12 protein-coding genes are annotated in these 14,327 nt (G+C 52.9%); 4 read left to right on the plus strand and 8 right to left on the minus strand.

Annotated elements, in window-relative coordinates; translation table 11 throughout:
- Positions 1–106 precede the first annotated feature (106 nt).
- Positions 107–907 (minus strand): hypothetical protein, encoded by an 801-nt coding sequence (locus SD69_RS14395; RefSeq protein ID WP_041523762.1) that lies wholly within the window; start codon positions 905–907, stop codon positions 107–109.
- A 13-nt stretch (positions 908–920) separates the two neighbouring features.
- Positions 921–4,409 (minus strand): class I SAM-dependent DNA methyltransferase, encoded by a 3,489-nt coding sequence (locus tag SD69_RS14400; protein ID WP_041523763.1) that lies wholly within the window; start codon positions 4,407–4,409, stop codon positions 921–923.
- 372 nt (positions 4,410–4,781) lie between these two features.
- Here SD69_RS14400 and SD69_RS14405 point away from each other — a divergent pair, with 372 nt between their 5' ends.
- Positions 4,782–5,402, plus strand: a complete 621-nt coding sequence (locus SD69_RS14405) for a type IV toxin-antitoxin system AbiEi family antitoxin domain-containing protein (RefSeq protein ID WP_041524865.1) — start codon at positions 4,782–4,784, stop codon at positions 5,400–5,402.
- A 27-nt stretch (positions 5,403–5,429) separates the two neighbouring features.
- Positions 5,430–6,344, plus strand: a complete 915-nt coding sequence (locus SD69_RS14410; protein WP_041523764.1) for a nucleotidyl transferase AbiEii/AbiGii toxin family protein — start codon at positions 5,430–5,432, stop codon at positions 6,342–6,344.
- A gap of 95 nt (positions 6,345–6,439) precedes the next feature.
- On the opposite strand, the gene SD69_RS14415 is transcribed toward SD69_RS14410, so the two are convergent.
- On the minus strand, positions 6,440–6,664 hold the full coding sequence (locus SD69_RS14415) for an addiction module protein (RefSeq protein WP_041523765.1): 225 nt from the start codon (positions 6,662–6,664) through the stop codon (positions 6,440–6,442).
- Positions 6,665–6,986: 322 nt separating this feature from the next.
- Between SD69_RS14415 and SD69_RS14420 the strand changes: the two genes are divergently transcribed.
- On the plus strand, positions 6,987–8,741 hold the full coding sequence (locus SD69_RS14420) for an ABCB family ABC transporter ATP-binding protein/permease (protein ID WP_232301207.1): 1,755 nt from the start codon (positions 6,987–6,989) through the stop codon (positions 8,739–8,741).
- A gap of 58 nt (positions 8,742–8,799) precedes the next feature.
- Here the strand turns inward: SD69_RS14420 and SD69_RS14425 are convergent, their stop codons facing one another.
- From SD69_RS14425 to SD69_RS14435, 3 genes are all read right to left on the minus strand, one after another.
- Positions 8,800–10,068: a type II toxin-antitoxin system HipA family toxin gene (locus SD69_RS14425; protein ID WP_041523767.1), complete on the minus strand. Its 1,269-nt coding sequence runs from the start codon at positions 10,066–10,068 to the stop codon at positions 8,800–8,802.
- Positions 10,065–10,430, minus strand: a complete 366-nt coding sequence (locus SD69_RS14430; protein WP_232301208.1) for a helix-turn-helix domain-containing protein — start codon at positions 10,428–10,430, stop codon at positions 10,065–10,067. The genes SD69_RS14425 and SD69_RS14430 overlap by 4 nt, the downstream gene beginning before the upstream one ends.
- Before the next feature lie 152 nt (positions 10,431–10,582).
- On the minus strand, positions 10,583–11,128 hold the full coding sequence (locus tag SD69_RS14435) for a cysteine hydrolase family protein (protein ID WP_041523768.1): 546 nt from the start codon (positions 11,126–11,128) through the stop codon (positions 10,583–10,585).
- A gap of 107 nt (positions 11,129–11,235) precedes the next feature.
- Between SD69_RS14435 and SD69_RS14440 the strand changes: the two genes are divergently transcribed.
- Complete coding sequence (locus SD69_RS14440; RefSeq protein ID WP_041523769.1) at positions 11,236–12,195, plus strand: GlxA family transcriptional regulator; 960 nt, start codon at positions 11,236–11,238, stop codon at positions 12,193–12,195.
- A gap of 42 nt (positions 12,196–12,237) precedes the next feature.
- On the opposite strand, the gene SD69_RS14445 is transcribed toward SD69_RS14440, so the two are convergent.
- Entirely contained in the window at positions 12,238–13,473 is a 1,236-nt protein-coding gene (locus SD69_RS14445) for an acyltransferase family protein (RefSeq protein WP_041523770.1), read from the minus strand.
- A gap of 77 nt (positions 13,474–13,550) precedes the next feature.
- On the minus strand, positions 13,551–14,150 hold the full coding sequence (locus tag SD69_RS14450) for a CIA30 family protein (RefSeq protein ID WP_232301209.1): 600 nt from the start codon (positions 14,148–14,150) through the stop codon (positions 13,551–13,553).
- Positions 14,151–14,327: the final 177 nt, after the last annotated feature.

Raw genomic sequence — 14,327 nt, forward strand, 5'->3', positions numbered from 1 at the left:
TTACGCCCCGGTTAGTGATTGGCCTCTAAGTGCCTTCCTTTAGCTGCTTTCAAGAGTGCTTCTTAGTCGTGTTGCACATCCAATCAAAAATGGTCTCGCACGAGCTTTATTCGTTTGCTTTTGATTCGGTCTCCGATAATTCGCGATCAGACATAGGGACGTAGGTTCTATAAATAGAATATTGGGCATCCCGCTTCTTCTCAAAAATATTCAATGTCGTTTTGCATTCCAAGCCACAAGGCTTTTCCGCGCGACCACTTTGGCCCTCACGACTCAAATATAAAAGGTGCGTCTCAGAATTTGCAATCAAAAAATGCTCAACACCGGCAACGCCACTTATTCGGAAACAGCCTTTATTATTTGACGTAAATTTATCGATGCAATGACCTTTTTGGGCATACGCTTTTAACTGGGCATTGGCCAAATCAACGCCTTTCTTGGTAGCCCATGTACAAACGCCTAACATGAACACAATAAGTACAATTCCAAATGTCCAAGTATAGTAAGGCCAATTGAAAGACTTCGGCAAAGCGTATAAGAGGCGTTTTCGAGCTCGAGTCCAGCGTGTATCACCACTGTATATTTTATATGCCGAATACCGATTTTCTGATTGGCCAAGAGCGCCCAGATTGATATTAAGTAATAGCAAAAATAGCGCCGCTGAAAAAACAGTCCAAACAATCATCATTGGTACAATCGCTTCGACAACCAGCCACGCGCTTACAAAACCACTCGAAAATATCGGGCGACTGTAAACATCAGGGCTGATACCAAAGCCACTAAGGTACGCCGTATCAAAGATCCAGTACACGAGCCTGATAAAGGGTATAAATAAACCTAAAGCCGAAGCCGAAAGCAGCGCTTTAGCCGTTATCATTTTTTTAGCTTCATCTAAAATCCGTTTCATTCAAAGCTCCTGATTATTCTGCGCTCGTGCCCAGCTGCCAAAGTTTATCTGTTTGGCTCGCCTGGCCGAGAACTTCCAGTGCACCCAGCACTTGGGCGACGGATTTTTCCGGTTTGCGTTTAAATTGTTCGGCCAGGGCTTGTTGGGTTTGGGGGCCGATGGCGAGCAGTTGTTGTACGGCTTTGACTTGCTCGGGCATGGTTTTGGGCCAGGTTTGTTTGGCGGCGGTTTGGGGTTTGTCGGTTTCCGCTGTAGCCTTGGTGCTGTTATCGGTGGCCAGTTCGGCGCTGGTTTGGGTGGCTTCCGGTGCTTGGTAGTCGGGGCGCAGCCAGCGGATGTGGCCCTGGGCTTCTTCGGCGGCGCGCTCGTGGTTTAGTGCTACTAATCGGCACAGTAGCTCCTCTTCTGCCTCGGTCTGTTCGGTAGGTTTGTCCGGTAACGGTGTGGTGGCGCCGGGGCGGCCGACCAGTATTTCGCCCAAATCGCTCCAGCCGTAGGCATCGAATACGGCGGCGTCCAGCTCGTCGTGCAGTTCGCGCAGGATTGAAACTAAACCCTGTTCGTGGGTGGTTTTTTCTTTGTCTGTAAGCGGTTCTTCTGAGCGTAGCTTTTCCAGCACGTTGTATATACCGGTAAGGGTCAGCTTATCGTGCTCCGCCTGTTGGCGTTTGCGGTGGGCGTCGATTTTTTCAGCCAGAGTGCCGATGGTTTGGGACTGAGTTTCGGTTAGTTCCGGGACGGGGAAAGTTTCGAAGCAGCGGGTTTTGTTGTAGCGAGGTCGATCTTCTAAAGTCCCGCCAGCGGATAGCACCCAAGCGACATGAATACGACTACTTAAAACACCAAGACTGGAGGTATTTTGCAAAGCGATATTAACCAGCATATTGTCGGGTAATATCGAATCGTCTAACTGAGAGAAAATACGATGTTTTGTGGTTTCTACTGTTGCAATATAACTTTTTAGTCCAGTAGACGCTGCGCGCCAATCTTTTCTGGCTTCACCGAATACCCACCAATTCTTTCTGTAGCCTTCCCGGTTATTTTGATCACGTTCGGGCTTTACCCGCTCCAGCACCCACTGATAAACGGCAGGAAATTTTTCCTGTACCTCCTCCGGCGTATAGCCAAATAAATCAATCACCATGACGCCGCGAGGCGTTTGGGTTAAATCTCGCCCGTTGCGGTAATGACGAATGACTTTTTCAATATCGGGCTTGTGAGGGTAGCCTAATGTTTTGGCTTCTTCTGGAGTGACAATAAACCCTGAGCCAATTAGCTGAACACCACGAGACGATATGTCTGAATTACTTAGCAGCGCTTTAGTGTTGGCAACATCTGCACCAGACTTTAAGTCCGCAAAAATTTTCCCTTCACGCCGATCTACCTTAACCGACCGCGCATCATCGTTCGCCGCTGTTTCAGCAATCACATGGCGCAACACCCCCGGCTGTTCACCGGCCACACCCACACTCATAGCAATACGCACAGCGGCCCCGTCGTTGCCGTCCACCCACGGGTGGTCGGGAATGGCAAAGGCGAGGGACAGCGGTTTTTTATTATGGTTTAGGTGCGGCTCCATCACCCGGCGGTTAAAGGTTTGGCGCAGGCTGTTGGTGGTAATAAAACCAAAGCGGTGGGCGTTACCGGTGCGTACAGTTTCGGCGGCGATGTGCCACCAGTACATCACAAAATCGGCGGACTCGGGCACTAAACCTTTGTAAGAGGCGCGCACGGCATCGACATAGCCATCGCCCAAGGCGCGGCGCATGGTGGCCGCGCCAATAAACGGCGGGTTACCCACAATATACTCCGCCTCGGGCCATTCGGTTTTTCGGGGGTTATTAAAATGGTAGACGGGAATCCGCTGGGCGTCATCGGGGATTAGTTCTCCCGTCACGGGACTGGTTTTATAGCTGATGCCGTCCCAGATGGTTTTGGGGTTGCCGCTATCATCCAGCATTTCTTCTCGGCTATCGTACTCTATAAGCGCATCGCGGCACTCGATATTGTGAAAGTCGCGCAGTATTGGCTCGGGTAAATCCAGCTTGCCGTTAATGCGGTAGTGCCACTGCAAGTAGCCAATCCACAAGACGATTTCAGCAATGGCGGCGGCGCGGGGGTTAATCTCTAGACCCAAAAACTGGTGCGGGTCTACGGTCAGGCCCTCGGCATCGAAGCTTTGCTGACCGGCGGATAGGTCACGGATTAGGTTTAGTACTTCGCCCTCCAGCCGTTTTAAGTGTTCCAGCGCGACGTACAAAAAGTTGCCGCTGCCGCAGGCCGGGTCCAGCACGCGAGTGTTGCACAGTTTTTGGTGAAAGTTGCGAAGCTCGCTTAGGGCTTTGTCGTCTTTGGCCTGTTGCAGCCAGGCCTGGGTGGCGACCTGCACGGTTTGCCATTCGGCGCGCAGCGGCTCAATCAGAGTGGGCATCACCAAGCGCTCAACATAGGCGCGCGGGGTGTAGTGGGCACCCAGCTTGTGGCGTTCGCGCGGGTCCAGCGCGCGCTCCAATAGTGTGCCGAAAATGGCGGGCTCGACATAGCGCCAGTCGGCACGGGCGGCCTCTAGCAATAGGCCAATTTGTTCGGCGTTTAAGGCAATGGGATTAATGTCCTTAAACAGGCCACCGTTAAAGCGGCGCACCTTGGCCATGATTTGCCCTTCAAAGCCCCCGGTGTTCATGGTGTTCCAGAGGCTTTTCATGGAATCCACAAACAAATCGGGCGTGTTTTGCAATCGCTCTAGCAGCGCGGTAAAGCAGCCGTAGGGAATTAGGTCGACGTCTTCGCTGAACATGGTAAACAGGCAGCGCTTAAGAAAGTGCGCCACGCGTTCTACCGGGTGGCCGGATTGCTCCAGCGATTTAGCAAGGTCAGCCAACTTGGCGGATAACTCGCGGGTAACCCGGGCGGCCTGTTTGGATAAGTCCAGCGCGTCCGGGTCTTGCCAGAGGTTGTACAGGCGGTGCTGAATATCCGGCTCGCGCAAGTCGGCCAACTGTATACGATGGTGACCGGGGTCGGGGAATGGCACATAGGTGCCACCGGAGCGGCTGAACTCGGCGTACAACTCCAGCGAGCGACCCACGTCGGTGACCACAATAAACGGTGGGCGGCCTTCGTCGGTAGGCAGGGCACGCACATATTGGTCGGCTTGGTTCTGCGCGGCCAGCATGGCTTTGTCCCAACCGCTGGTGCCTAGGGTTTTGCCAGTTTGTTTGGCCTCTAAAACAAAGCTGCCACGTTTGTATAAGTCGATAAAACCGCGATTGACGCTGCCGTCGGGCTTGTAGATGTCTACCCGGCGCTCAAACACATAGGCGTTGTCGGCGTTGGTGTCGCAGGCAGGCTCCGGCTGTGGCAGGCCCAGTAACGCACACAGTTCGGTAAGGAATATCTGGTAGTTGGCCTTTTCGGTGCCGCTAGCGTTTTTCCAGCGGTTAATAAAGGCATCGACGGCCTCGGGCGTGGCGAGGGGTTGGCGTTCCGGCTCGGGGTACATGGCAATCCGTTTTGTTAGCGCATTTGTAGTGATGGATCATAACAAGATGTTGTTTTTTGCGCTATTGTCGAGATCTGCTGTAGCTATAGCGCACTCACACCAAATKCCGAATATTCCTGCCCAGTAATTTCTTGAGACGCCCTTGCTCCAATAAATCTGCCAACTCCAGCCTAATCTCAGGCAAACTCTCGGTAGAGGATCGGGATATCCAATTCCCACCGTCTCTGCTAGCGGAGACGGATTAGCCGTTTGTCGGGCTTATGGCAATCACTACAGCTGCAAGGGTTGTAATGCCGGAACTTGACCCCCGCTCCCATGTCAGACATAGTGTTACCATTTGAGAGCAAATGGCAGCATTATGTCTGAATGATTATGGCTGACAATACAACCCACACACCCAAGGCGCTAAGCCCCGAAGCGGTATTTCGCGCCCACGGTGGGCAAATGCGCATGAGCGAGGCGCTGGCTGCAGGGCTTAACCGCTACCAACTGTACCGCCTGCGCGACGCCGGGGTGATTGAGCCCATTAGCCGCGGCCTGTACCGCTTGGCAGAGCTGCCCCCTGTCAGCGAGCCGGATTTGCTGTCCGTGGCCAGCCGCTACCCCAAGGCGGTGGTGTGTTTGATATCCGCGCTGGCCTGGCACAGCATTACCACACAAATACCCCACCGTATTCATCTGGCCGTCAACCGCCGCGCGCGCCTGCCGGACATAGAATACCCACCGGTGCAGGGCTACCGTTTTAGTCAGGCCGCGTTTGAAGCGGGCATTGAGCAAGCCCAAATAGACGGCACCACACTGAATGTGTACAACCCGGAAAAAACCCTGGCGGACTGCTTTAAATACCGCCATAAAATCGGCCAAGATATAGTGCTAGAGGCCCTGCAACTGTACAAGCAGCGCTGTAAAGTAAAACCCGCCGAGCTACTGCATTACGCCCGTATTTGCCGGGTGGACAATGTTATGCGCCCGTACCTGGAAGCAGGGCTGTAAACCGCAGGCATCACAAGGAGGCTTAGTATGCCGCCAAGCAATATCGCCGCCTCAGTGCGCCAACGGTTACTTAACCGAGCGCGAGAACAAAAGCGCCCCTTTAACGAACTGTTGCAATACTACGCCATGGAGCGGTTTTTATATCGGCTGAGCCAATCGGCCCACGCTGAAAGTTTTATTTTAAAAGGTGCACTCATGCTGCGCGTATGGCAGGCACCCGAGGCCCGCCCCACCATGGACATCGACATGCTGGGCCAAACCGACAACCAGCCACAGGCCATTGCCCAGCAAATAGCCGATGTCATTAACACGCCCGTGGCCGACGACGGCATAGTATTTAACACCGAAACCCTCAAAGCCGAGATTATTAAAGAAGACGCCGACTACCAAGGTGTGCGCCTGCGCTTTACCGGCGAGCTGGCCGGGGCACGCATACCCATGCAACTGGATATCGGTTTTGGCGATGCCATGGTGCCTGCGCCCCGCCGCAATACCTACCCCACACTGCTGGATTTACCCGCACCCGAACTCTGGTGCTACAGCCGCGAAAGCGCCATTGCCGAAAAGTTTGAAGCCATGGTAACGCTGGGCGAACTGAACAGTCGCATGAAGGATTTTTACGATATCTGGCTGCTGACCCGCCAGTTTGATTTTAGCGCCGATGTACTGGCCGAGGCAGTTAAGCAAACCTTTGCTACTCGCGACACACACCTGCCCCACGCGCTGCCGTTTAATACAGACTTTATCGCACTCAAACAGCCCCAATGGCAGGCTTTTACCAAGCGATTAAACGCGCCGGGTGTTCCCGCCCAGCTGGCTGAAGTATGCTCTGTATTGACGGATTTTTTAGAGTTATTGGTCACACCTCAGCAAAGCAACCAACCCGCCGCGCAGCTAAAACAACAACACTGGCGAGCTCCAGGCCCATGGAGACACCGGTAGATGGCAAACTTTAGCGCCGAAGACGACATTGAAATGGCCCTGCTGCAACACCACCACGGCTTTGACGTATTAAATTGCTAGACGAAACTCATAGGTCATTTAATCAGGGCACGGGCCTTTTTCAATACATCATCCCCCGCGATAGCTTGAGCCGTGCCATTATCCAGCTCCTCGGCCCGGCGCCGCGCCTCTGCCGACCAATCTGCCCGCAACTCTTTGGCTGAAGGTGCGTCAAGACTGGATACCAAGCGTTGGATCAGATGCGCACGCTGCTCCTCAAGCAAGTGCAGCGCCTCATCGGCAAGTTTTTGAATATCCATCGTATAACTCCCTGAATCACAGCTTTTAAAATACTAGTGGGCCATGCGTACAGTTGGCGGATAGGCGTCCAATGCCCGGACTGTTGCGGGGCCTCTTTCCGCTTGTGTCTCTAATACCTGCACAAGCGCCGGTTTCTGATATTTTCGCACTGCGCGTCGCCGTGCCAGGGTCACTCATCCACTTGGCCCGTGGGCCTAAATGCTCACATCCCGCCACTCTACCCTCATACTTGCGTAAACTGTGCCTCCAAACACCCAACTCGGAAGCACCCATGCGCGGTATGTCCCACAAATTGCCCCCCCCTCGGCGCCCGACCCTTCAGTGCCCAGGTTGAACCTGCGGCAGGTGTGGGGCTATATCTGGCCTTACCTATGGGATTACAAATGGCGGGGTTTGCTGGCCATTGCGGCGCTGTTGGCGGCTAAAGGGGCCACCCTGGCGATGCCCTGGGCGCTGAAGCACATTGTGGATGGGGTGGACCGATCTCTGCAGCCGGAGTTGGCACTGCCCCTGGCCTTTTTGTTGTTTTACGGGTTTTTGCGCTTTGGCGGGGTGTTTTTTGGTGAGCTGCGCGATGCCATTTTCAGCCGGGTGACCGAGCGGGCGATGCGCCGGATTGGGCTGCGGGTGTTTCGGCACTTGCACCGGCTGGAGTTAGATTTTCACCTTAGCCGCCAGACCGGGGGAATCAGCCGGGATATTGAGCGCGGTACCAGTGCCATCAGTTTTTTAATGCGCTTTTTGATGTTCAATATTGTCCCCACCCTGTTTGAAATTTTAATGGTGGCGGCGATTTTTACCTTTGCTTTTTCCGCTTGGTACGCGCTGATTATTCTGGCGGCGGTGGCGGTTTATATTGGTTTTACGGTGTTTACCACCGAATGGCGTACCCGGTTTGTACGCGAGGCCAACCGGGCGGACTCGTCTACCAATACCCGGGCCGTGGACAGTTTGCTCAATTACGAGACGGTTAAGTACTTTAATAATGAAGAATTTGAGGCGCAGACTTACGATCAGTTTTTGGCCGAATGGGAACAGGCCAAACTAAAAAACCGCCTATCGCTGCTGGCGCTGAATTCGGGGCAGGCGCTGATTATCGCCGCCGCCATTACCGGCATGATGATTATGGCGGCCCAGTCGGTGATTACCGAGGAGATGACGCTGGGTGATTTGGCTATGGTGAATGCCTATATGATCCAGTTGTTTATACCGCTGAATTTTCTCGGGTTTGTGTACCGGGAGATGCGCAGGGCGCTGACCGATTTGGAAAATATGCTGGGGCTTTTGAAACGGGCGCCGCAGATTGTGGATACGCCTGACGCCAAGCCCCTGCAGGTAACCGCCGGTGAAGTTGAGTTTAAGAATGTCGCGTTTGGCTATCGGCCCGAGCGATCCACCTTTACGGACTTGTCGTTTCGCGTGGCACCGGGGCAAAGGCTGGCCATAGTCGGCGCCTCGGGCGCGGGCAAGAGCACCATCGCCCGCTTGCTGTATCGCTTTTACGATGTAAGTGCCGGGGCCATCGCCATTGATGGGCAAGACATTCGCGAGGTGACGCTGGACTCGCTGCGCCAGGCCATCGCCGTGGTGCCGCAAGACACGGTGCTGTTTAACACCAGCATTCGCGCCAACATTGCCTACGGTAACCCCGACGCCCCAGACGAGGCCATCGACCGGGCCATTACCATGGCGCACCTAGATGGGTTTATCGCCGCCCTACCCGACGGTGACAATACTCTGGTGGGCGAGCGGGGTTTAAAAGTATCAGGCGGTGAGAAACAGCGCATTGCCATTGCTCGGGTGCTGCTTAAGGGCGCGCCTATTTTGGTGTTTGACGAGGCGACCGCGGCATTGGACTCCCATGCCGAAGCGGCGATACTGACCGCTATGCGGGAAGTCTCCAGCGGCCACACCAGCCTGGTGATTGCCCACCGCCTTTCCACGGTGGTGGATGCGGACCAGATACTGGTACTGGATAACGGCCAACTGGTAGAACAAGGCAGCCACCACGAGCTACTGCAACGCGGTGGCCGCTACGCGCAACTGTGGGCTGTGCAGCAGCCAGAGCAGCGTTAGGCACGGAAACTCCGGATGGCGACCGGTTTACTAAGCTTTTCAAGCGAGTTTTCCCGCGCTATTTGATTCGAAAATCCTTATGCAGATGGCTCCAATGGTGTTTTAATTTTTGTTTGTGTTGGTCATTCATTGGCAAAGCCTTTATTGCCTCTGGCCAAATGTTGCGAGCCTTTTCTATAACATCATTCAAATGGGGGTTAATGGCGCGCCAAGGAATGTCAGCACGATTAGCCCATGACTTAAAATGCTCCATTGAGACGTCATACCAGCCTTTAGTCTTACCTAGATTAAGCGCAAAACTCTGCTCGCCGTCGATATATACGCTCGTGGTAACAATATCGTAAGCTGGCGAAAGCCTTGGAGTGATTTTATCGGGATATATTAGGCTCCAATTTTTTAAGTGGGCATCGCCATTGGCGAGAAGGATGTTAACCAGCAATCGCCTGGCAAACTGTTGCGCATCGGCCAAGCCATCTCCCGAGTAAGCGTAAACAATACGGCCAATTTGCTCGTAGTTTGCCGAGCTGTATTTTTCGTGGGGATATTTAACCAATACCTGGGCAAAGTCTTCCATGTGGATACGAGTATTGATATCACGATCAAAACGTTTAATGGCAAAGGCGAGGTTTTCATCGGGCAGGTTTATCTGCGGGAGATTCTCGAGCGTATTTAGCTCGATCAATTTTATCTCTGGAATGTCGATGCCCACTAACTGCGCCAGTGTCATTGCGGTATATTCATTTACCGGTACATCTTTGTGCTTGGTGGATGGGGTTTTGATAATCCAATCACCCAGTACATTGCCATGGGTAAGAGTGTAGCGCCCGTCTTTCTCCTTCATGGAGAACTTCATCTGAACACCGGCTAACGAAAATTTGTTGCCCGTGGATAGCTTTTCAAGCTTTATTGCTTTCACTTTGCCGTGAGCATTTAGAATGCTCGCGGGAACTTCATCTGGCTCCATCGGCTCTGCTATCAATGCACCGGGTAGATCAGCCCCGAGATTCGACAGAAGATGAAATTCGCTGTCGACATGAACTTTAAGCCCCTGCGCCATCAACTCTCGTAAGGCCCCCTCGGGCAGTAAATTGGACAATGTTGGGGGCAACCTTTGGTGTCTTGCCCAAGGTTCAGACATGACTTTTTCAGAACGGGGAAACGCCGGGTGGGTAATCAAGCTCAAGGTAGGCCGGCCCGCATCGTACTTAAACTCCTCGGCAAAGCTCAGCACATTTTTACCGCTCTGAAACCCCACCAAATAACCCACCAACCTTTCATGCAGGCTTAGCTTGAGCACGTTGATTTGCTCGGCGCGGCCATCGCTCATGATTCATCCCCCAGCAAGCCTTGCCAGGGGTCATCGGAAAGACGCTTTTTTGTTTCTTCTTTTACTGGCTTTCTCGCTTGAGAGCCAGGTTCATCCTGCTCAAGCAGTGCTTTAACAGCGTTTAGCTTTTCTTTGGGTATAAGTATGAGTTCACTGTTTAAACCTTCCGATATTAACTCCAGTGTATCTAGCCTGGGGTTTCCTTTGGACTCCAGACGCTGATATTGCTGACGAGATACGCCGACTCGTAGCAACATATCGCTCTGTTTAAGGCCTAGCGTCAATCGTCGCTGTTTTATCTGCTGGAGTATTGAGTTCATCTGAGTAAATACATAGGTTGCTTTTGGTCTCGATAGCAACACTTTAGTTGCCTTAATCTAAAAAAGCAATTTATGAGATTCTTTTTTGCGGCTTACAACGCCAAAAGCAACTAAAGTGTTGCTTTTGGCGTATTCAGTGCGAGATATCCATCGGCTGGCCACCTTTCGGGGCTTTACCGGCTCAGGCAGATCGACTAGACCACCCACTCCTCCATCCCCACAACCTCAGCATAGGCAAACGCCAAAGCCGCCATAGACGACGCATGCACTTGCGCCGCCGGAATGTTCACGCCTTTAAACTCCAAGTCGAGCGTGGCACAGGCATCGTGAATGACGATGGTTGGGTAACCTAAATCGGACGCTGCGCGGGTGGTGGCTTGAATGCACATATGGCTCATGGCGCCGATAATAACCACCTGCTTTACCCCTTGCGCTTGCAGGTAATCGTGCAGGTCGGTTTTTAAAAACGAGTTGGGGTAGTTTTTGAGTATCACCTTTTCGCCTTCGGCAGGCCTCACCTTGGGGTGAATAGTAATGCCGTCGGTGCCCTGGGTAAAAAAGGGCGACTGCGGATCGGGCTCCTGGTGGTGAATATTGACTACCACATCGCCGTTGGCGCGGGCTTTCGCCATCACTTTAGCCGCATTGTCGGCGGCGGTATTAATACCCTCTAGCAGCATTTTGCCGCCGGGGAAGTATTCGTTTTGAATATCCACAACAATTAAAGCTTGCTTGCTCATGCGTATCTCCTATCGGTTAGTGTTTCTCAATCGTCATGGACAGTGTGCGCTCAAACCGACATACTGCGAAGTGGCATATTTGACAATCTAGAAGGCGATAGTGACATATGACTAGTAAGCCAATCGACATCGCCCTCGTTCTGTATTCGGGTGCGCAGCAGGCGGCCATACTGGGGATGACAGACCTGTTTAAAACGGCAAACCGGATGGCGGCGCGTGAGAGTACGGGGCTTTCGTTAGCGGTTAGCCAGTGGCAACCCTATAAAAACGTACAGCCAAAACCAGTGGCGGGTGCTCTGGCAAACACGCCTGCGGCGATTATTTTACCCCCTACCCTGGAAGACCCAGCACAAGTGCCTATACCGGCGCCGTTTATTGATTGGTTGAACGACAGTCATAGTCAGGGGGCGGTGATTTGCTCGGTGTGTGGCGGGGCTTTTTTACTGGCACGCAGCGGTATCTTGCACGGCCGCACAGCTACCACCCACTGGATGTTTACGGAAAAGGTAGAGGCACTTTACCCACAGGTGCGCTGGGCCACCGAGCGCTTAATTGTGGATGACGGCGATGTGATTACCGCTGGGGGCGCCATGTCGTGGACAGATTTAGGGCTGCGCTTAGTGGAGCGGTTTTTAGGGGCGCGGGTTATGCTAGAAACCGCCCGTACCCTGTTGATTGACCCGCCGGGGCGCGAGCAGCGTTACTACCGCCCGTTTGCGCCCCGGCTTAAGCACGGCGACAAAGCCATTTTAACGGTGCAACACTGGCTACAGAGCGTTGATGGCAAAGAATCTTCCGTGGCCGTGTTAGCGGCCAAAGCCGGCTTAGAAAAACGCACTTTTTTACGGCGCTTTCAGCGGGCGACTGGACTGACCAGCACCGACTATTGCCAACATATTCGCGTCAGTAAAGCGCAAGACGCGCTGCAATTTAGTCGCACACCGATCGAAACCATCGCCTGGGAGGTAGGTTATAGAGACCCGGCCTCGTTTCGCAAAATATTTACCCGTATTGTCGGCTTAGGGCCGGGGGAGTACCGTAAACGCTTTAGCGTGCAGGCTAAATGACACGCCCACGCTTTAAGGGCGTTAATTCCGCTATTAGCTTTGCTACGTATTGTTCGCAAGTGCCGCGTTAGAGCGACGAGCAAACAGCACCCTCGCCTTTCGCCCGCCATTAAGCACTTGCCCAATCACGCTTGCGCGCACCAGCAAGTCATACAGCAGCAACGATACCGCAATAGTAATACCCGAGATTAGCGTAAGTTTTACGCCCCAGTGCCAAGGGGTTTCGGCAAACGCAATTTGCAGCCATATAACAATAGGCAGATGAATTAAATACAGCCAGTAGGATGAATCGGGAAGGTAGCGCACCGTTTTACTGGGGCGGTTAAACAAACGTTTAAAAACACCGATGGTGAGTGCCACCAGCGACCACATCATTACCGCGTAGCTGAATAAAAAAAGCGCTTTAATAAGCGGATATTGCGGGTGACCAGGCTGCCCCTCAAACCCCGATAAGAGTACGGCGGCCATACTAGCAACTACCCCGAGAAACACTTTGCCAACACTAATACGGCCAAAGGCCTCGATGACATTACCTTGGCGATGCAGCAACCAACCTAGCGTAAAAAAACCGCCGTAAATAAACAGCACCTGCCATTGCGGCACGAGAGATTTGTCGGGTGTATCCATGCCCCAGTGGCCCATAAACCACAGGCAAGTAACAGTAGGTATAGCGGCAACGATAAACGCTAAGCGCGAGTGGACCAACCAATGTACGACAGCATCGACCCGCTGGGTAAGCGCTCGATAGCTGCGCGGATGCCAGACAACGATCTGGCGCATTAACAAAACAGCGGCGGTCGCCAACAACAAGTAGTACAAAAACCATAGGTGCGTACCGGTAAAAGCCGCGCTTATAGAACCCAATACCACGTTAAAGCCCTCATTTAATGAGGCGATAATAGCAACCTCCCCACGCAAGCTTTGCATGCCCATCACCCACCCCGACACTAGCAGCGGGCGCAATAAAAACCAGCCAACCAAAAAGGGAATAACAATGCGGATAAGCCGCGATTGTATAAAACCCGTAGCGCCTTTGCGATGAAACGTCATATGGCTAAAAAAACCGGCCACCAAAAAAAATAGCGCCATCCGAAAAGAATGKCTAATCAGCATAAACGTGCCCACCAGCGCGCTGGTGGATATATCCATTACCGCCCAACCGATATACACCGGTAAGAACGATAAACTAGCGTGAAAAACGATGCCCAACAACAACGCAAACGCGCGTACGGCATCAAGGTAATCTAAGCGTTGAAGCGCTTGGTTTGGCGTAGCCATGGTAACGGCCCGTAGTAAAGGTGAAGGTATGTTGCGGAGCCCCCCATTCAGCGCCCCGCTACACGCTCAGTTACCTATTAATAAAAGCTGACAGAATCCAGTGACACATCAAAGGGCTCTGGCTGCACGGCGTAAGCGACTATACTGATACCGTTTACTGTTTTGGGGTTAAGTGGCGCCTGCTCGGACCAGGCACGTTTTAACGATGCAAACGGCACCTTTACCTCGTGAAACTCGCCATCTTGAGTGACCGTAATGGGGGCGGCGTGATAGTCAAAGTTAGTGACCTCAGTGCTGTTAACAGAAACCGACAGGTTGCCTTTAGTGAGCTTTACCCGTAACACCACCCCCTCATAAGGGCTAGCGTCCTGTGCGCCTCCCTCTATGTCGAGCGGCAGCACGTAGCTCACCCAACCCAGTTGGCCACGGGCGGGCACAATCTCGCCCTGAAGGGTAACCACGCCCCTCTCTACACTTTGCGTTGCACTGGACCCACCGCCCATCACGGCATCGGTGAGCAGCTGGCGCGGCAGGTTAAGTTGGTTATTGGCGACATCATCAAAGGTATCGACGTGAGGCGCGAGCGGTGCGGCAAAGGCGCTGCTGGCACAAACCACAGCGGCCATAAAAGTCAGTTTTTTAAGTATGGTTACGTTAGCTGGTTTAAACCTTGTCATACTGTGTGCTCCTAATGAAATAATGGGTGGCTCGGAATTCTCCAACGAGTGCGAGCAAGCTGTTGCTATAAACCCGGCCAGAAAAACACGCCGGTACATACGCGTCGGGGTATAAGTGCCTTGAGCAAAACAAAAGGTGACAAGTTTTTATAAAAAATCAGACAAAGAATTAATTTA

Origin of the sequence: Gilvimarinus agarilyticus (assembly GCF_000832015.1) — a bacterium.
Classification (GTDB): Bacteria; Pseudomonadota; Gammaproteobacteria; order Pseudomonadales; family Cellvibrionaceae; genus Gilvimarinus; species Gilvimarinus agarilyticus.

What these genes read in the sequence shown, in the direction of transcription:
- SD69_RS14425 (WP_041523767.1), bottom strand. Translation starts at nt 10,068, where the DNA reads ATGAGCGATGGCCGCGCCGAGCAAATCAACGTGCTCAAGCTAAGCCTG.
- SD69_RS14405 (WP_041524865.1), top strand. Translation starts at nt 4,782, where the DNA reads ATGGCTGACAATACAACCCACACACCCAAGGCGCTAAGCCCCGAAGCG.
- SD69_RS14395 (WP_041523762.1), bottom strand. Translation starts at nt 907, where the DNA reads ATGAAACGGATTTTAGATGAAGCTAAAAAAATGATAACGGCTAAAGCG.
- SD69_RS14450 (WP_232301209.1), bottom strand. Translation starts at nt 14,150, where the DNA reads ATGACAAGGTTTAAACCAGCTAACGTAACCATACTTAAAAAACTGACT.
- SD69_RS14440 (WP_041523769.1), top strand. Translation starts at nt 11,236, where the DNA reads ATGACTAGTAAGCCAATCGACATCGCCCTCGTTCTGTATTCGGGTGCG.
- SD69_RS14415 (WP_041523765.1), bottom strand. Translation starts at nt 6,664, where the DNA reads ATGGATATTCAAAAACTTGCCGATGAGGCGCTGCACTTGCTTGAGGAG.
- SD69_RS14410 (WP_041523764.1), top strand. Translation starts at nt 5,430, where the DNA reads ATGCCGCCAAGCAATATCGCCGCCTCAGTGCGCCAACGGTTACTTAAC.
- SD69_RS14400 (WP_041523763.1), bottom strand. Translation starts at nt 4,409, where the DNA reads ATGTACCCCGAGCCGGAACGCCAACCCCTCGCCACGCCCGAGGCCGTC.
- SD69_RS14435 (WP_041523768.1), bottom strand. Translation starts at nt 11,128, where the DNA reads ATGAGCAAGCAAGCTTTAATTGTTGTGGATATTCAAAACGAATACTTC.